General features: G+C 68.2%; 1 protein-coding gene. It reads left to right on the plus strand.

What is annotated here, in order from left to right; genetic code table 11:
- Positions 1–49: 49 nt before the first annotated feature.
- A complete protein-coding gene (locus ACSX1C_RS10235; RefSeq protein WP_439889337.1) occupies positions 50–21,724 on the plus strand; it encodes a VCBS domain-containing protein in 21,675 nt (7,224 codons plus the stop codon).
- Positions 21,725–21,740 lie beyond the last annotated feature (16 nt).

Here is a 21,740-nt window from a genome sequence, read left to right on the forward strand (position 1 = left end):
GACTTTAATCGAAGGATCACGTCGCGCGTACGCGCGCATGGAGCTGTATATGTCTAATTTCGTCGCCATCATCAAATCTATCGTCGGCCAGGTATTCGCAACCTCCCTGGACGGCCTGAAGCGCCAGGTTTTCGAGGGAGAGCGTCTGTTCCAGGGCGAGCAGCTCATCACCGCACTGGGCAGCTCGGTCACCGTGCAACTGGCCAATGGCGACCAGGTAGATATCGGCGAGAGCAGCCAGTGGCAGGCCGGGCACTCCGCAGCCGCCGAACAAGAACAAGCGGATAATGAGCCGACCTCCGAGCTGGAGCAGGCCATTGCGGCAGGCTTCGACCCGACTACCGAATTAGACCCCACCGCTGCCGGCCCAGGCAGCGCCACCGGTGGCGCTGGCGGCGCCCCGGGCGGCGGCCACAGCTTTGTGATGCTGGATGAAACGGCCGAACGACTGGATCCGACTGTAGGCTTCGAGACACAAGGTTTGGGGTTCTCATCCGAGAGAACTGATGAAGAAACTGGCACCAACCTAGAGCAGAACGGATTCTCCATTTCCGCGCCGCCCAGCGTGACCATCCCGGACACCGACGGCGCCCTGAACGCCACCGACAGCACCCTGCCGGAAACCGCCGCGGCCACCGCCGGCAGCTTCACCGTCAGCGCCGAGGCCGGCATCGCCTCGCTCAGCGTCGGCGGCACCCCCCTGACCCTGGCCCAGCTCAACGCCCTGGCCACCAGCAATGTCACCGTCGACACCGGCGAAGGCAGCCTGGTGCTCACCGGCTACGACGCCGCCAGCGGCGTGGTCAGCTACACCTATGATCCGCGCGTGCTGAGCCACACCGCCGGCGCGGCGATCGTCGACAGCATCGCCATCAGCGTCACCGACGCCAACGGCGTGGTCCGCGGCGACAGCCTCGACATCGCCATCACCGACAGCACCCCGACCGCGGCCGACGACGTCAACGCCATCGGCGAAGACGCCAGCCCGAACAGCGTCAGCGGCAACGTGCTGAGCAACGACAGCGTCGGCGCCGATGCCAACGCCACCCCGGTCACCGCCGGCGTGTTCGCCAGCGCCAACGGCTACGGCACCCTGACCCTCAACAGCGACGGCAGCTACAGCTACGTCCTGAACAACGCCAATGCCGCGGTCAACGCCCTCAACGACGGCCAGTCGCTGAGCGACAGCTTCACCTACAGCCTCACCGACGCTGACGGCAGCACCGCCACCGCGACCCTGACCATCACCATCAACGGCCGCACCGATGGCCCGCCCAGCGTGACCATCCCGGACACCGACGGCGCCCTGAACACCACCGACAGCACCCTGCCGGAAACCGCCGCGGCCACCGCCGGCAGCTTCACCGTCAGCGCCGAGGCCGGCATCGCCTCGCTCAGCGTCGGCGGCACCCCCCTGACCCTGGCCCAGCTCAACGCCCTGGCCACCAGCAATGTCACCGTCGACACCGGCGAAGGCAGCCTGGTGCTCACCGGCTACGACGCCGCCAGCGGCGTGGTCAGCTACACCTATGATCCGCGCGTGCTGAGCCACACCGCCGGCGCGGCGATCGTCGACAGCATCGCCATCAGCGTCACCGACGCCAACGGCGTGGTCCGCGGCGACAGCCTCGACATCGCCATCACCGACAGCACCCCGACCGCGGCCGACGACGTCAACGCCATCGGCGAAGACGCCAGCCCGAACAGCGTCAGCGGCAACGTGCTGAGCAACGACAGCGTCGGCGCCGATGCCAACGCCACCCCGGTCACCGCCGGCGTGTTCGCCAGCGCCAACGGCTACGGCACCCTGACCCTCAACAGCGACGGCAGCTACAGCTACGTCCTGAACAACGCCAATGCCGCGGTCAACGCCCTCAACGACGGCCAATCGCTGAGCGACAGCTTCACCTACAGCCTCACCGACGCTGACGGCAGCAGCGCCACCGCGACCCTGACCATCACCATCAACGGCCGCACCGATGGCCCGCCCAGCGTGACCATCCCGGACACCGACGGCGCCGCCAACGCCACCGACAGCACCCTGCCGGAAACCGCCGCGGCCACCGCCGGCAGCTTCACCGTCAGCGCCGAGGCCGGCATCGCCTCGCTCAGCGTCGGCGGCACCCCCCTGACCCTGGCCCAGCTCAACGCCCTGGCCACCAGCAATGTCACCGTCGACACCGGCGAAGGCAGCCTGGTGCTCACCGGCTACGACGCCGCCAGCGGCGTGGTCAGCTACACCTATGATCCGCGCGTGCTGAGCCACACCGCCGGCGCGGCGATCGTCGACAGCATCGCCATCAGCGTCACCGACGCCAACGGCGTGGTCCGCGGCGACAGCCTCGACATCGCCATCACCGACAGCACCCCGACCGCGGCCGACGACGTCAACGCCATCGGCGAAGACGCCAGCCCGAACAGCGTCAGCGGCAACGTGCTGAGCAACGACAGCGTCGGCGCCGATGCCAACGCCACCCCGGTCACCGCCGGCGTGTTCGCCAGCGCCAACGGCTACGGCACCCTGACCCTCAACAGCGACGGCAGCTACAGCTACGTCCTGAACAACGCCAACGCCGCGGTCAACGCCCTCAACGACGGCCAGTCGCTGAGCGACAGCTTCACCTACAGCCTCACCGACGCTGACGGCAGCACCGCCACCGCGACCCTGACCATCACCATCAACGGCCGCACCGATGGCCCGCCCAGCGTGACCATCCCGGACACCGACGGCGCCGCCAACGCCACCGACAGCACCCTGCCGGAAACCGCCGCGGCCACCGCCGGCAGCTTCACCGTCAGCGCCGAGGCCGGCATCGCCTCGCTCAGCGTCGGCGGCACCCCCCTGACCCTGGCCCAGCTCAACGCCCTGGCCACCAGCAATGTCACCGTCGACACCGGCGAAGGCAGCCTGGTGCTCACCGGCTACGACGCCGCCAGCGGCGTGGTCAGCTACACCTATGATCCGCGCGTGCTGAGCCACACCGCCGGCGCGGCGATCGTCGACAGCATCGCCATCAGCGTCACCGACGCCAACGGCGTGGTCCGCGGCGACAGCCTCGACATCGCCATCACCGACAGCACCCCGACCGCGGCCGACGACGTCAACGCCATCGGCGAAGACGCCAGCCCGAACAGCGTCAGCGGCAACGTGCTGAGCAACGACAGCGTCGGCGCCGATGCCAACGCCACCCCGGTCACCGCCGGCGTGTTCGCCAGCGCCAACGGCTACGGCACCCTGACCCTCAACAGCGACGGCAGCTACAGCTACGTCCTGAACAACGCCAATGCCGCGGTCAACGCCCTCAACGACGGCCAGTCGCTGAGCGACAGCTTCACCTACAGCCTCACCGACGCTGACGGCAGCACCGCCACCGCGACCCTGACCATCACCATCAACGGCCGCACCGATGGCCCGCCCAGCGTGACCATCCCGGACACCGACGGCGCCCTGAACACCACCGACAGCACCCTGCCGGAAACCGCCGCGGCCACCGCCGGCAGCTTCACCGTCAGCGCCGAGGCCGGCATCGCCTCGCTCAGCGTCGGCGGCACCCCCCTGACCCTGGCCCAGCTCAACGCCCTGGCCACCAGCAATGTCACCGTCGACACCGGCGAAGGCAGCCTGGTGCTCACCGGCTACGACGCCGCCAGCGGCGTGGTCAGCTACACCTATGATCCGCGCGTGCTGAGCCACACCGCCGGCGCGGCGATCGTCGACAGCATCGCCATCAGCGTCACCGACGCCAACGGCGTGGTCCGCGGCGACAGCCTCGACATCGCCATCACCGACAGCACCCCGACCGCGGCCGACGACGTCAACGCCATCGGCGAAGACGCCAGCCCGAACAGCGTCAGCGGCAACGTGCTGAGCAACGACAGCGTCGGCGCCGATGCCAACGCCACCCCGGTCACCGCCGGCGTGTTCGCCAGCGCCAACGGCTACGGCACCCTGACCCTCAACAGCGACGGCAGCTACAGCTACGTCCTGAACAACGCCAACGCCGCGGTCAACGCCCTCAACGACGGCCAGTCGCTGAGCGACAGCTTCACCTACAGCCTCACCGACGCTGACGGCAGCACCGCCACCGCGACCCTGACCATCACCATCAACGGCCGCACCGATGGCCCGCCCAGCGTGACCATCCCGGACACCGACGGCGCCGCCAACGCCACCGACAGCACCCTGCCGGAAACCGCCGCGGCCACCGCCGGCAGCTTCACCGTCAGCGCCGAGGCCGGCATCGCCTCGCTCAGCGTCGGCGGCACCCCCCTGACCCTGGCCCAGCTCAACGCCCTGGCCACCAGCAATGTCACCGTCGACACCGGCGAAGGCAGCCTGGTGCTCACCGGCTACGACGCCGCCAGCGGCGTGGTCAGCTACACCTATGATCCGCGCGTGCTGAGCCACACCGCCGGCGCGGCGATCGTCGACAGCATCGCCATCAGCGTCACCGACGCCAACGGCGTGGTCCGCGGCGACAGCCTCGACATCGCCATCACCGACAGCACCCCGACCGCGGCCGACGACGTCAACGCCATCGGCGAAGACGCCAGCCCGAACAGCGTCAGCGGCAACGTGCTGAGCAACGACAGCGTCGGCGCCGATGCCAACGCCACCCCGGTCACCGCCGGCGTGTTCGCCAGCGCCAACGGCTACGGCACCCTGACCCTCAACAGCGACGGCAGCTACAGCTACGTCCTGAACAACGCCAACGCCGCGGTCAACGCCCTCAACGACGGCCAGTCGCTGAGCGACAGCTTCACCTACAGCCTCACCGACGCTGACGGCAGCACCGCCACCGCGACCCTGACCATCACCATCAACGGCCGCACCGATGGCCCGCCCAGCGTGACCATCCCGGACACCGACGGCGCCGCCAACGCCACCGACAGCACCCTGCCGGAAACCGCCGCGGCCACCGCCGGCAGCTTCACCGTCAGCGCCGAGGCCGGCATCGCCTCGCTCAGCGTCGGCGGCACCCCCCTGACCCTGGCCCAGCTCAACGCCCTGGCCACCAGCAATGTCACCGTCGACACCGGCGAAGGCAGCCTGGTGCTCACCGGCTACGACGCCGCCAGCGGCGTGGTCAGCTACACCTATGATCCGCGCGTGCTGAGCCACACCGCCGGCGCGGCGATCGTCGACAGCATCGCCATCAGCGTCACCGACGCCAACGGCGTGGTCCGCGGCGACAGCCTCGACATCGCCATCACCGACAGCACCCCGACCGCGGCCGACGACGTCAACGCCATCGGCGAAGACGCCAGCCCGAACAGCGTCAGCGGCAACGTGCTGAGCAACGACAGCGTCGGCGCCGATGCCAACGCCACCCCGGTCACCGCCGGCGTGTTCGCCAGCGCCAACGGCTACGGCACCCTGACCCTCAACAGCGACGGCAGCTACAGCTACGTCCTGAACAACGCCAATGCCGCGGTCAACGCCCTCAACGACGGCCAATCGCTGAGCGACAGCTTCACCTACAGCCTCACCGACGCTGACGGCAGCAGCGCCACCGCGACCCTGACCATCACCATCAACGGCCGCACCGATGGCCCGCCCAGCGTGACCATCCCGGACACCGACGGCGCCGCCAACGCCACCGACAGCACCCTGCCGGAAACCGCCGCGGCCACCGCCGGCAGCTTCACCGTCAGCGCCGAGGCCGGCATCGCCTCGCTCAGCGTCGGCGGCACCCCCCTGACCCTGGCCCAGCTCAACGCCCTGGCCACCAGCAATGTCACCGTCGACACCGGCGAAGGCAGCCTGGTGCTCACCGGCTACGACGCCGCCAGCGGCGTGGTCAGCTACACCTATGATCCGCGCGTGCTGAGCCACACCGCCGGCGCGGCGATCGTCGACAGCATCGCCATCAGCGTCACCGACGCCAACGGCGTGGTCCGCGGCGACAGCCTCGACATCGCCATCACCGACAGCACCCCGACCGCGGCCGACGACGTCAACGCCATCGGCGAAGACGCCAGCCCGAACAGCGTCAGCGGCAACGTGCTGAGCAACGACAGCGTCGGCGCCGATGCCAACGCCACCCCGGTCACCGCCGGCGTGTTCGCCAGCGCCAACGGCTACGGCACCCTGACCCTCAACAGCGACGGCAGCTACAGCTACGTCCTGAACAACGCCAACGCCGCGGTCAACGCCCTCAACGACGGCCAGTCGCTGAGCGACAGCTTCACCTACAGCCTCACCGACGCTGACGGCAGCACCGCCACCGCGACCCTGACCATCACCATCAACGGCCGCACCGATGGCCCGCCCAGCGTGACCATCCCGGACACCGACGGCGCCGCCAACGCCACCGACAGCACCCTGCCGGAAACCGCCGCGGCCACCGCCGGCAGCTTCACCGTCAGCGCCGAGGCCGGCATCGCCTCGCTCAGCGTCGGCGGCACCCCCCTGACCCTGGCCCAGCTCAACGCCCTGGCCACCAGCAATGTCACCGTCGACACCGGCGAAGGCAGCCTGGTGCTCACCGGCTACGACGCCGCCAGCGGCGTGGTCAGCTACACCTATGATCCGCGCGTGCTGAGCCACACCGCCGGCGCGGCGATCGTCGACAGCATCGCCATCAGCGTCACCGACGCCAACGGCGTGGTCCGCGGCGACAGCCTCGACATCGCCATCACCGACAGCACCCCGACCGCGGCCGACGACGTCAACGCCATCGGCGAAGACGCCAGCCCGAACAGCGTCAGCGGCAACGTGCTGAGCAACGACAGCGTCGGCGCCGATGCCAACGCCACCCCGGTCACCGCCGGCGTGTTCGCCAGCGCCAACGGCTACGGCACCCTGACCCTCAACAGCGACGGCAGCTACAGCTACGTCCTGAACAACGCCAACGCCGCGGTCAACGCCCTCAACGACGGCCAATCGCTGAGCGACAGCTTCACCTACAGCCTCACCGACGCTGACGGCAGCACCGCCACCGCGACCCTGACCATCACCATCAACGGCCGCACCGATGGCCCGCCCAGCGTGACCATCCCGGACACCGACGGCGCCGCCAACGCCACCGACAGCACCCTGCCGGAAACCGCCGCGGCCACCGCCGGCAGCTTCACCGTCAGCGCCGAGGCCGGCATCGCCTCGCTCAGCGTCGGCGGCACCCCCCTGACCCTGGCCCAGCTCAACGCCCTGGCCACCAGCAATGTCACCGTCGACACCGGCGAAGGCAGCCTGGTGCTCACCGGCTACGACGCCGCCAGCGGCGTGGTCAGCTACACCTATGATCCGCGCGTGCTGAGCCACACCGCCGGCGCGGCGATCGTCGACAGCATCGCCATCAGCGTCACCGACGCCAACGGCGTGGTCCGCGGCGACAGCCTCGACATCGCCATCACCGACAGCACCCCGACCGCGGCCGACGACGTCAACGCCATCGGCGAAGACGCCAGCCCGAACAGCGTCAGCGGCAACGTGCTGAGCAACGACAGCGTCGGCGCCGATGCCAACGCCACCCCGGTCACCGCCGGCGTGTTCGCCAGCGCCAACGGCTACGGCACCCTGACCCTCAACAGCGACGGCAGCTACAGCTACGTCCTGAACAACGCCAACGCCGCGGTCAACGCCCTCAACGACGGCCAGTCGCTGAGCGACAGCTTCACCTACAGCCTCACCGACGCTGACGGCAGCACCGCCACCGCGACCCTGACCATCACCATCAACGGCCGCACCGATGGCCCGCCCAGCGTGACCATCCCGGACACCGACGGCGCCGCCAACGCCACCGACAGCACCCTGCCGGAAACCGCCGCGGCCACCGCCGGCAGCTTCACCGTCAGCGCCGAGGCCGGCATCGCCTCGCTCAGCGTCGGCGGCACCCCCCTGACCCTGGCCCAGCTCAACGCCCTGGCCACCAGCAATGTCACCGTCGACACCGGCGAAGGCAGCCTGGTGCTCACCGGCTACGACGCCGCCAGCGGCGTGGTCAGCTACACCTATGATCCGCGCGTGCTGAGCCACACCGCCGGCGCGGCGATCGTCGACAGCATCGCCATCAGCGTCACCGACGCCAACGGCGTGGTCCGCGGCGACAGCCTCGACATCGCCATCACCGACAGCACCCCGACCGCGGCCGACGACGTCAACGCCATCGGCGAAGACGCCAGCCCGAACAGCGTCAGCGGCAACGTGCTGAGCAACGACAGCGTCGGCGCCGATGCCAACGCCACCCCGGTCACCGCCGGCGTGTTCGCCAGCGCCAACGGCTACGGCACCCTGACCCTCAACAGCGACGGCAGCTACAGCTACGTCCTGAACAACGCCAATGCCGCGGTCAACGCCCTCAACGACGGCCAGTCGCTGAGCGACAGCTTCACCTACAGCCTCACCGACGCTGACGGCAGCACCGCCACCGCGACCCTGACCATCACCATCAACGGCCGCACCGATGGCCCGCCCAGCGTGACCATCCCGGACACCGACGGCGCCCTGAACACCACCGACAGCACCCTGCCGGAAACCGCCGCGGCCACCGCCGGCAGCTTCACCGTCAGCGCCGAGGCCGGCATCGCCTCGCTCAGCGTCGGCGGCACCCCCCTGACCCTGGCCCAGCTCAACGCCCTGGCCACCAGCAATGTCACCGTCGACACCGGCGAAGGCAGCCTGGTGCTCACCGGCTACGACGCCGCCAGCGGCGTGGTCAGCTACACCTATGATCCGCGCGTGCTGAGCCACACCGCCGGCGCGGCGATCGTCGACAGCATCGCCATCAGCGTCACCGACGCCAACGGCGTGGTCCGCGGCGACAGCCTCGACATCGCCATCACCGACAGCACCCCGACCGCGGCCGACGACGTCAACGCCATCGGCGAAGACGCCAGCCCGAACAGCGTCAGCGGCAACGTGCTGAGCAACGACAGCGTCGGCGCCGATGCCAACGCCACCCCGGTCACCGCCGGCGTGTTCGCCAGCGCCAACGGCTACGGCACCCTGACCCTCAACAGCGACGGCAGCTACAGCTACGTCCTGAACAACGCCAATGCCGCGGTCAACGCCCTCAACGACGGCCAATCGCTGAGCGACAGCTTCACCTACAGCCTCACCGACGCTGACGGCAGCAGCGCCACCGCGACCCTGACCATCACCATCAACGGCCGCACCGATGGCCCGCCCAGCGTGACCATCCCGGACACCGACGGCGCCGCCAACGCCACCGACAGCACCCTGCCGGAAACCGCCGCGGCCACCGCCGGCAGCTTCACCGTCAGCGCCGAGGCCGGCATCGCCTCGCTCAGCGTCGGCGGCACCCCCCTGACCCTGGCCCAGCTCAACGCCCTGGCCACCAGCAATGTCACCGTCGACACCGGCGAAGGCAGCCTGGTGCTCACCGGCTACGACGCCGCCAGCGGCGTGGTCAGCTACACCTATGATCCGCGCGTGCTGAGCCACACCGCCGGCGCGGCGATCGTCGACAGCATCGCCATCAGCGTCACCGACGCCAACGGCGTGGTCCGCGGCGACAGCCTCGACATCGCCATCACCGACAGCACCCCGACCGCGGCCGACGACGTCAACGCCATCGGCGAAGACGCCAGCCCGAACAGCGTCAGCGGCAACGTGCTGAGCAACGACAGCGTCGGCGCCGATGCCAACGCCACCCCGGTCACCGCCGGCGTGTTCGCCAGCGCCAACGGCTACGGCACCCTGACCCTCAACAGCGACGGCAGCTACAGCTACGTCCTGAACAACGCCAACGCCGCGGTCAACGCCCTCAACGACGGCCAGTCGCTGAGCGACAGCTTCACCTACAGCCTCACCGACGCTGACGGCAGCACCGCCACCGCGACCCTGACCATCACCATCAACGGCCGCACCGATGGCCCGCCCAGCGTGACCATCCCGGACACCGACGGCGCCGCCAACGCCACCGACAGCACCCTGCCGGAAACCGCCGCGGCCACCGCCGGCAGCTTCACCGTCAGCGCCGAGGCCGGCATCGCCTCGCTCAGCGTCGGCGGCACCCCCCTGACCCTGGCCCAGCTCAACGCCCTGGCCACCAGCAATGTCACCGTCGACACCGGCGAAGGCAGCCTGGTGCTCACCGGCTACGACGCCGCCAGCGGCGTGGTCAGCTACACCTATGATCCGCGCGTGCTGAGCCACACCGCCGGCGCGGCGATCGTCGACAGCATCGCCATCAGCGTCACCGACGCCAACGGCGTGGTCCGCGGCGACAGCCTCGACATCGCCATCACCGACAGCACCCCGACCGCGGCCGACGACGTCAACGCCATCGGCGAAGACGCCAGCCCGAACAGCGTCAGCGGCAACGTGCTGAGCAACGACAGCGTCGGCGCCGATGCCAACGCCACCCCGGTCACCGCCGGCGTGTTCGCCAGCGCCAACGGCTACGGCACCCTGACCCTCAACAGCGACGGCAGCTACAGCTACGTCCTGAACAACGCCAATGCCGCGGTCAACGCCCTCAACGACGGCCAATCGCTGAGCGACAGCTTCACCTACAGCCTCACCGACGCTGACGGCAGCAGCGCCACCGCGACCCTGACCATCACCATCAACGGCCGCACCGATGGCCCGCCCAGCGTGACCATCCCGGACACCGACGGCGCCGCCAACGCCACCGACAGCACCCTGCCGGAAACCGCCGCGGCCACCGCCGGCAGCTTCACCGTCAGCGCCGAGGCCGGCATCGCCTCGCTCAGCGTCGGCGGCACCCCCCTGACCCTGGCCCAGCTCAACGCCCTGGCCACCAGCAATGTCACCGTCGACACCGGCGAAGGCAGCCTGGTGCTCACCGGCTACGACGCCGCCAGCGGCGTGGTCAGCTACACCTATGATCCGCGCGTGCTGAGCCACACCGCCGGCGCGGCGATCGTCGACAGCATCGCCATCAGCGTCACCGACGCCAACGGCGTGGTCCGCGGCGACAGCCTCGACATCGCCATCACCGACAGCACCCCGACCGCGGCCGACGACGTCAACGCCATCGGCGAAGACGCCAGCCCGAACAGCGTCAGCGGCAACGTGCTGAGCAACGACAGCGTCGGCGCCGATGCCAACGCCACCCCGGTCACCGCCGGCGTGTTCGCCAGCGCCAACGGCTACGGCACCCTGACCCTCAACAGCGACGGCAGCTACAGCTACGTCCTGAACAACGCCAACGCCGCGGTCAACGCCCTCAACGACGGCCAGTCGCTGAGCGACAGCTTCACCTACAGCCTCACCGACGCTGACGGCAGCACCGCCACCGCGACCCTGACCATCACCATCAACGGCCGCACCGATGGCCCGCCCAGCGTGACCATCCCGGACACCGACGGCGCCGCCAACGCCACCGACAGCACCCTGCCGGAAACCGCCGCGGCCACCGCCGGCAGCTTCACCGTCAGCGCCGAGGCCGGCATCGCCTCGCTCAGCGTCGGCGGCACCCCCCTGACCCTGGCCCAGCTCAACGCCCTGGCCACCAGCAATGTCACCGTCGACACCGGCGAAGGCAGCCTGGTGCTCACCGGCTACGACGCCGCCAGCGGCGTGGTCAGCTACACCTATGATCCGCGCGTGCTGAGCCACACCGCCGGCGCGGCGATCGTCGACAGCATCGCCATCAGCGTCACCGACGCCAACGGCGTGGTCCGCGGCGACAGCCTCGACATCGCCATCACCGACAGCACCCCGACCGCGGCCGACGACGTCAACGCCATCGGCGAAGACGCCAGCCCGAACAGCGTCAGCGGCAACGTGCTGAGCAACGACAGCGTCGGCGCCGATGCCAACGCCACCCCGGTCACCGCCGGCGTGTTCGCCAGCGCCAACGGCTACGGCACCCTGACCCTCAACAGCGACGGCAGCTACAGCTACGTCCTGAACAACGCCAACGCCGCGGTCAACGCCCTCAACGACGGCCAATCGCTGAGCGACAGCTTCACCTACAGCCTCACCGACGCTGACGGCAGCACCGCCACCGCGACCCTGACCATCACCATCAACGGCCGCACCGATGGCCCGCCCAGCGTGACCATCCCGGACACCGACGGCGCCGCCAACGCCACCGACAGCACCCTGCCGGAAACCGCCGCGGCCACCGCCGGCAGCTTCACCGTCAGCGCCGAGGCCGGCATCGCCTCGCTCAGCGTCGGCGGCACCCCCCTGACCCTGGCCCAGCTCAACGCCCTGGCCACCAGCAATGTCACCGTCGACACCGGCGAAGGCAGCCTGGTGCTCACCGGCTACGACGCCGCCAGCGGCGTGGTCAGCTACACCTATGATCCGCGCGTGCTGAGCCACACCGCCGGCGCGGCGATCGTCGACAGCATCGCCATCAGCGTCACCGACGCCAACGGCGTGGTCCGCGGCGACAGCCTCGACATCGCCATCACCGACAGCACCCCGACCGCGGCCGACGACGTCAACGCCATCGGCGAAGACGCCAGCCCGAACAGCGTCAGCGGCAACGTGCTGAGCAACGACAGCGTCGGCGCCGATGCCAACGCCACCCCGGTCACCGCCGGCGTGTTCGCCAGCGCCAACGGCTACGGCACCCTGACCCTCAACAGCGACGGCAGCTACAGCTACGTCCTGAACAACGCCAATGCCGCGGTCAACGCCCTCAACGACGGCCAATCGCTGAGCGACAGCTTCACCTACAGCCTCACCGACGCTGACGGCAGCAGCGCCACCGCGACCCTGACCATCACCATCAACGGCCGCACCGATGGCCCGCCCAGCGTGACCATCCCGGACACCGACGGCGCCGCCAACGCCACCGACAGCACCCTGCCGGAAACCGCCGCGGCCACCGCCGGCAGCTTCACCGTCAGCGCCGAGGCCGGCATCGCCTCGCTCAGCGTCGGCGGCACCCCCCTGACCCTGGCCCAGCTCAACGCCCTGGCCACCAGCAATGTCACCGTCGACACCGGCGAAGGCAGCCTGGTGCTCACCGGCTACGACGCCGCCAGCGGCGTGGTCAGCTACACCTATGATCCGCGCGTGCTGAGCCACACCGCCGGCGCGGCGATCGTCGACAGCATCGCCATCAGCGTCACCGACGCCAACGGCGTGGTCCGCGGCGACAGCCTCGACATCGCCATCACCGACAGCACCCCGACCGCGGCCGACGACGTCAACGCCATCGGCGAAGACGCCAGCCCGAACAGCGTCAGCGGCAACGTGCTGAGCAACGACAGCGTCGGCGCCGATGCCAACGCCACCCCGGTCACCGCCGGCGTGTTCGCCAGCGCCAACGGCTACGGCACCCTGACCCTCAACAGCGACGGCAGCTACAGCTACGTCCTGAACAACGCCAACGCCGCGGTCAACGCCCTCAACGACGGCCAGTCGCTGAGCGACAGCTTCACCTACAGCCTCACCGACGCTGACGGCAGCACCGCCACCGCGACCCTGACCATCACCATCAACGGCCGCACCGATGGCCCGCCCAGCGTGACCATCCCGGACACCGACGGCGCCGCCAACGCCACCGACAGCACCCTGCCGGAAACCGCCGCGGCCACCGCCGGCAGCTTCACCGTCAGCGCCGAGGCCGGCATCGCCTCGCTCAGCGTCGGCGGCACCCCCCTGACCCTGGCCCAGCTCAACGCCCTGGCCACCAGCAATGTCACCGTCGACACCGGCGAAGGCAGCCTGGTGCTCACCGGCTACGACGCCGCCAGCGGCGTGGTCAGCTACACCTATGATCCGCGCGTGCTGAGCCACACCGCCGGCGCGGCGATCGTCGACAGCATCGCCATCAGCGTCACCGACGCCAACGGCGTGGTCCGCGGCGACAGCCTCGACATCGCCATCACCGACAGCACCCCGACCGCGGCCGACGACGTCAACGCCATCGGCGAAGACGCCAGCCCGAACAGCGTCAGCGGCAACGTGCTGAGCAACGACAGCGTCGGCGCCGATGCCAACGCCACCCCGGTCACCGCCGGCGTGTTCGCCAGCGCCAACGGCTACGGCACCCTGACCCTCAACAGCGACGGCAGCTACAGCTACGTCCTGAACAACGCCAACGCCGCGGTCAACGCCCTCAACGACGGCCAATCGCTGAGCGACAGCTTCACCTACAGCCTCACCGACGCTGACGGCAGCACCGCCACCGCGACCCTGACCATCACCATCAACGGCCGCACCGATGGCCCGCCCAGCGTGACCATCCCGGACACCGACGGCGCCGCCAACGCCACCGACAGCACCCTGCCGGAAACCGCCGCGGCCACCGCCGGCAGCTTCACCGTCAGCGCCGAGGCCGGCATCGCCTCGCTCAGCGTCGGCGGCACCCCCCTGACCCTGGCCCAGCTCAACGCCCTGGCCACCAGCAATGTCACCGTCGACACCGGCGAAGGCAGCCTGGTGCTCACCGGCTACGACGCCGCCAGCGGCGTGGTCAGCTACACCTATGATCCGCGCGTGCTGAGCCACACCGCCGGCGCGGCGATCGTCGACAGCATCGCCATCAGCGTCACCGACGCCAACGGCGTGGTCCGCGGCGACAGCCTCGACATCGCCATCACCGACAGCACCCCGACCGCGGCCGACGACGTCAACGCCATCGGCGAAGACGCCAGCCCGAACAGCGTCAGCGGCAACGTGCTGAGCAACGACAGCGTCGGCGCCGATGCCAACGCCACCCCGGTCACCGCCGGCGTGTTCGCCAGCGCCAACGGCTACGGCACCCTGACCCTCAACAGCGACGGCAGCTACAGCTACGTCCTGAACAACGCCAACGCCGCGGTCAACGCCCTCAACGACGGCCAGTCGCTGAGCGACAGCTTCACCTACAGCCTCACCGACGCTGACGGCAGCACCGCCACCGCGACCCTGACCATCACCATCAACGGCCGCACCGATGGCCCGCCCAGCGTGACCATCCCGGACACCGACGGCGCCGCCAACGCCACCGACAGCACCCTGCCGGAAACCGCCGCGGCCACCGCCGGCAGCTTCACCGTCAGCGCCGAGGCCGGCATCGCCTCGCTCAGCGTCGGCGGCACCCCCCTGACCCTGGCCCAGCTCAACGCCCTGGCCACCAGCAATGTCACCGTCGACACCGGCGAAGGCAGCCTGGTGCTCACCGGCTACGACGCCGCCAGCGGCGTGGTCAGCTACACCTATGATCCGCGCGTGCTGAGCCACACCGCCGGCGCGGCGATCGTCGACAGCATCGCCATCAGCGTCACCGACGCCAACGGCGTGGTCCGCGGCGACAGCCTCGACATCGCCATCACCGACAGCACCCCGACCGCGGCCGACGACGTCAACGCCATCGGCGAAGACGCCAGCCCGAACAGCGTCAGCGGCAACGTGCTGAGCAACGACAGCGTCGGCGCCGATGCCAACGCCACCCCGGTCACCGCCGGCGTGTTCGCCAGCGCCAACGGCTACGGCACCCTGACCCTCAACAGCGACGGCAGCTACAGCTACGTCCTGAACAACGCCAATGCCGCGGTCAACGCCCTCAACGACGGCCAGTCGCTGAGCGACAGCTTCACCTACAGCCTCACCGACGCTGACGGCAGCACCGCCACCGCGACCCTGACCATCACCATCAACGGCCGCACCGATGGCCCGCCCAGCGTGACCATCCCGGACACCGACGGCGCCCTGAACACCACCGACAGCACCCTGCCGGAAACCGCCGCGGCCACCGCCGGCAGCTTCACCGTCAGCGCCGAGGCCGGCATCGCCTCGCTCAGCGTCGGCGGCACCCCCCTGACCCTGGCCCAGCTCAACGCCCTGGCCACCAGCAATGTCACCGTCGACACCGGCGAAGGCAGCCTGGTGCTCACCGGCTACGACGCCGCCAGCGGCGTGGTCAGCTACACCTATGATCCGCGCGTGCTGAGCCACACCGCCGGCGCGGCGATCGTCGACAGCATCGCCATCAGCGTCACCGACGCCAACGGCGTGGTCCGCGGCGACAGCCTCGACATCGCCATCACCGACAGCACCCCGACCGCGGCCGACGACGTCAACGCCATCGGCGAAGACGCCAGCCCGAACAGCGTCAGCGGCAACGTGCTGAGCAACGACAGCGTCGGCGCCGATGCCAACGCCACCCCGGTCACCGCCGGCGTGTTCGCCAGCGCCAACGGCTACGGCACCCTGACCCTCAACAGCGACGGCAGCTACAGCTACGTCCTGAACAACGCCAATGCCGCGGTCAACGCCCTCAACGACGGCCAATCGCTGAGCGACAGCTTCACCTACAGCCTCACCGACGCTGACGGCAGCAGCGCCACCGCGACCCTGACCATCACCATCAACGGCCGCACCGATGGCCCGCCCAGCGTGACCATCCCGGACACCGACGGCGCCGCCAACGCCACCGACAGCACCCTGCCGGAAACCGCCGCGGCCACCGCCGGCAGCTTCACCGTCAGCGCCGAGGCCGGCATCGCCTCGCTCAGCGTCGGCGGCACCCCCCTGACCCTGGCCCAGCTCAACGCCCTGGCCACCAGCAATGTCACCGTCGACACCGGCGAAGGCAGCCTGGTGCTCACCGGCTACGACGCCGCCAGCGGCGTGGTCAGCTACACCTATGATCCGCGCGTGCTGAGCCACACCGCCGGCGCGGCGATCGTCGACAGCATCGCCATCAGCGTCACCGACGCCAACGGCGTGGTCCGCGGCGACAGCCTCGACATCGCCATCACCGACAGCACCCCGACCGCGGCCGACGACGTCAACGCCATCGGCGAAGACGCCAGCCCGAACAGCGTCAGCGGCAACGTGCTGAGCAACGACAGCGTCGGCGCCGATGCCAACGCCACCCCGGTCACCGCCGGCGTGTTCGCCAGCGCCAACGGCTACGGCACCCTGACCCTCAACAGCGACGGCAGCTACAGCTACGTCCTGAACAACGCCAACGCCGCGGTCAACGCCCTCAACGACGGCCAATCGCTGAGCGACAGCTTCACCTACAGCCTCACCGACGCTGACGGCAGCACCGCCACCGCGACCCTGACCATCACCATCAACGGCCGCACCGATGGCCCGCCCAGCGTGACCATCCCGGACACCGACGGCGCCGCCAACGCCACCGACAGCACCCTGCCGGAAACCGCCGCGGCCACCGCCGGCAGCTTCACCGTCAGCGCCGAGGCCGGCATCGCCTCGCTCAGCGTCGGCGGCACCCCCCTGACCCTGGCCCAGCTCAACGCCCTGGCCACCAGCAATGTCACCGTCGACACCGGCGAAGGCAGCCTGGTGCTCACCGGCTACGACGCCGCCAGCGGCGTGGTCAGCTACACCTATGATCCGCGCGTGCTGAGCCACACCGCCGGCGCGGCGATCGTCGACAGCATCGCCATCAGCGTCACCGACGCCAACGGCGTGGTCCGCGGCGACAGCCTCGACATCGCCATCACCGACAGCACCCCGACCGCGGCCGACGACGTCAACGCCATCGGCGAAGACGCCAGCCCGAACAGCGTCAGCGGCAACGTGCTGAGCAACGACAGCGTCGGCGCCGATGCCAACGCCACCCCGGTCACCGCCGGCGTGTTCGCCAGCGCCAACGGCTACGGCACCCTGACCCTCAACAGCGACGGCAGCTACAGCTACGTCCTGAACAACGCCAACGCCGCGGTCAACGCCCTCAACGACGGCCAGTCGCTGAGCGACAGCTTCACCTACAGCCTCACCGACGCTGACGGCAGCACCGCCACCGCGACCCTGACCATCACCATCAACGGCCGCACCGATGGCCCGCCCAGCGTGACCATCCCGGACACCGACGGCGCCGCCAACGCCACCGACAGCACCCTGCCGGAAACCGCCGCGGCCACCGCCGGCAGCTTCACCGTCAGCGCCGAGGCCGGCATCGCCTCGCTCAGCGTCGGCGGCACCCCCCTGACCCTGGCCCAGCTCAACGCCCTGGCCACCAGCAATGTCACCGTCGACACCGGCGAAGGCAGCCTGGTGCTCACCGGCTACGACGCCGCCAGCGGCGTGGTCAGCTACACCTATGATCCGCGCGTGCTGAGCCACACCGCCGGCGCGGCGATCGTCGACAGCATCGCCATCAGCGTCACCGACGCCAACGGCGTGGTCCGCGGCGACAGCCTCGACATCGCCATCACCGACAGCACCCCGACCGCGGCCGACGACGTCAACGCCATCGGCGAAGACGCCAGCCCGAACAGCGTCAGCGGCAACGTGCTGAGCAACGACAGCGTCGGCGCCGATGCCAACGCCACCCCGGTCACCGCCGGCGTGTTCGCCAGCGCCAACGGCTACGGCACCCTGACCCTCAACAGCGACGGCAGCTACAGCTACGTCCTGAACAACGCCAATGCCGCGGTCAACGCCCTCAACGACGGCCAATCGCTGAGCGACAGCTTCACCTACAGCCTCACCGACGCTGACGGCAGCACCGCCACCGCGACCCTGACCATCACCATCAACGGCACCAACGACGCCCCGGTTGCTAATTCCTCCACCGCAACCGGCCAGGAAGACCAACCACTGACCCTCCAGTGGAGTAACTTCGGCATCAGCGATAGCGACTCCGCCGCAGGCGATCTAGGCGTGATCATCAGCCAGCTGCCAGCCAATGGCACCCTGCAGTACCAGCAAGCTGGGGGCAACTGGGTGGCAGTAACCGCGAACCAACTGATCAGCAAGGCAGACATCGACAGCAGCAAGTTGCGCCTACTGCCCGAAGCAAACCAGTCGGGTAGCGATGACTACTCAGCTAGTGGTGTGGGCGATCAGCAGGCGGATTACGCGCAAATCAAGTTCATCCCTACCGATGGCCTCAACCAAGGCTCGGAAGCAACGCTAACGGTCGATATCAGCCCAGTGGTCGATGCACCGACACTTAGCCTCGATGGCAACAGCCCAGCCCCCAACGCGACCGGCCTGATTATCGAGAATTGGTCTGGCCTGAACCTGGGCACCAACGGTAATGGTGCGAATCCAGCAACACTGCAATCGACCATCGATCAGGCCGGCACAGCCGACGGCAGCGACACGCTGACGAACGTGCAGAACAGCAATGTGACTGCAGGTATCGCCACCAAGATTTCCGGCCTGATCTATCTGGAAGCGAACCAGTCATACACGTTCAGCGGCGCTGGCGATGACAGTATTCGTGTTGTTGTCGGTGGCAACGTCGTCGCACAAGCCACCTGGGGCGGTAGTAGCGGAATCTTTAGCGGCAGTTTTACGCCCAGCAGTAGCGGCTACTACACCCTGGACATCTACCACCATAATCAGAGTGGGCCTGGTAATTACGACGTTAATCTATCGGTCAATAGCGGCCCAGTCCTAGACCTCAGCAGCGCCAATGCGCAGTTGTTCCGCAACACTACAGATTTGCAGTCTGAAGGAGTTCGTCTGTCGGATTTGCAAGGCAGCAATGGCAAAGGCTTCTATACGGACTACGGTCTGAATGAAGGCAATGAGGACAGCGTCATTCCCCTGTCGGGCATCGATGCCGCCCTGGTGGATACCGATGGCTCGGAAACGCTCGCGGTGGCTATCGGCAATATCCCGGTGGGCGCCATTCTCACGGATGGAAGCAACAGCTTTACCGCATCGGTCGGACTAACCAGTGTCGACGTCAGCACCTGGAATCTGAAATCCCTAAGCATCAAACCGCCACAGGACTTCAATGGCAGCTTCGAGCTCAGCATCACCGCTACCGCGACAGAGCGCGCTACCGGCGACCAGGACTCAAGCACTACGAATCTGCCGGTAACTGTGTATTCGGTCAACGATGCCCCGATCAACTCCGTACCCGCCGCACAAAGCACCCTGGAAGATACCTCTCGCGTATTTAGCAGTGCCAATGGCAACGCGCTTACGGTGGCCGATGTTGATGCCGGCAGCCTGACCACTACGATTACAGTCAGCCACGGAGTACTCACTGCCGTGGCCTTTAGTGGCGCCACTATCAGCAGCAACGGTTCAGCGAGCGTCACCATCAGCGGGACCTCTGAGGCCATCAATGGCGCCCTCAATGGCTTAACCTACAAGCCGACTGGCGACTACAGCGGCAGTGCACAGCTCTCCATGAGCACAAGCGACGGCAGGGCTAGCGACATCGATACGGTCACCATCAATGTGGCGCCGGTCGCCGATACGCCAACTGTCCTAGCCCATGTCAGCAGCCAGGGCATGTTCACATCGGGTAACAGTTTGTTAGCTGACAATTTCAACTCGGGTACTACCAACCTCGTCAGCAGAGGCTGGACCGCCACGGCCCTGCGTGGCAACACCTTTGCCGAAGTGCCCGGTGGCACCGGCAAGGGACAATCCGAAGCCGATTTGTTCAATAGCATTGCCTGGAACGGACAAACCGGTAACAACTCAAACGAAGAGACCAACTTTGCCAATAGATGGACGCTGAACAACGGCACCGGTGCGGATAACAGCCGCTCGCTGACCTATAACCAAAATGGCAGCAGCGGCTCTGACGATGCACAAGGCTTCATGCAGTACACCGGTGGCGAATTGACCGCGGCGGAAAAGGCGATGACCAGCTATGTCATCTCCACCGAACTCTATGCCGATGCCAGTTCACCTCAAGCCAACGGTATCGGCGTGGTGTTCGGCTACGTCAACAACAGCAACTACTTCATCGCCCGCTGGGAAAACCCGAGTGCGGACTACGCTCCGGGCGCCAGCCTCTTCAACTCTTATCCGGGCCAGTACCAGCAACTGTCCCTGGTGCAGATAGTCAATGGCACGGCAATCGACTTGGCTGCCGCCAACTTCAATGGCGACGACTGGTTCAATCTGAACATCGCAGTGAGCAATACCGGCATCCGAGTCACAGCCAGGGACCTGACCGATAACACGACGACCGCGCTTAACTATGCCTATGGCACTGTCGCCGGTGGCGCCACGACCGCGCCAGCGCTGAACAATGTGGGGGTCTATTCCTTCGATAACGATACGGCGGTGCGTTTCGACAACCTGTCGGTCAACAGCGGCGAATATCGCTACAGTTTGAGCACCGAGGCGTATCTGAGTGATACCGACGGCAGCGAATCCCTCTCGGCGATCAGTCTGACGGGTATTCCCAATGGCGTAACCCTCAGCTATGCCAGCGGAGGGGCGATCAGCGTTTCGGGCGGTACGGCGACCATCACTGCCGGCCAAGCCATCAGCATGGTTTCGCAGACCGCCCTGAGCGATGCCCAGATCAATGCCATCACCGCTCGCCTAACTGCAACCGAATCGGCGGGCGGCAGCAGTGCGACCGCCTCAAGCAGCGTGAAGGTCGACAAGACCGCCGGCACTGCCGGCGATGACTGGTTGGAGGGTACCGCCAGCAACGACAGCTTGAACGGTGGCGCTGGCAACGATGTGCTAATCGGCAAGGCGGGCAACGACACGCTACTGGGCGGCGGTGGCAACGACCTGATCTTCGGTGGTTCCGGCAATGACACCCTCACCGGAGGGAGCGGGGCCGATAAGTTCGTCTGGAAAGCAGGCGACACGGGTAACGACAGGATCACCGACTTCAACGTCAGCCAGGGCGACCGTATCGACCTACGCGATCTGTTGGTCGGCGAAACCGATGCCACCATCGATAACTTCCTGCAGGTGGTAACCAATGCCGGGACCTCGACCCTGCTGATCAGCACCACAGGTCAGCTGAACGCTGCCGGCGGTGCCGCGGCCAATGCCAATACCAGCATCGAACTGACAGGCGTGGACCTGTCCGGTAGCAGCATCAACTCGCTGATTGCCGGTGCCGACCCGACCATCAAGGTCGACCATAGCTGACATGCATAACCCCCGC

Origin of the sequence: Pseudomonas sp. MBLB4123, from assembly GCF_051904775.1 — a bacterium.
Classification (GTDB): Bacteria; Pseudomonadota; Gammaproteobacteria; order Pseudomonadales; family Pseudomonadaceae; genus Aquipseudomonas; species Aquipseudomonas benzenivorans_B.

Excerpts from the sequence above, each read along its gene's own strand:
- ACSX1C_RS10235 (WP_439889337.1), top strand. The coding sequence starts at position 50 with ATGTCTAATTTCGTCGCCATCATCAAATCTATCGTCGGCCAGGTATTC.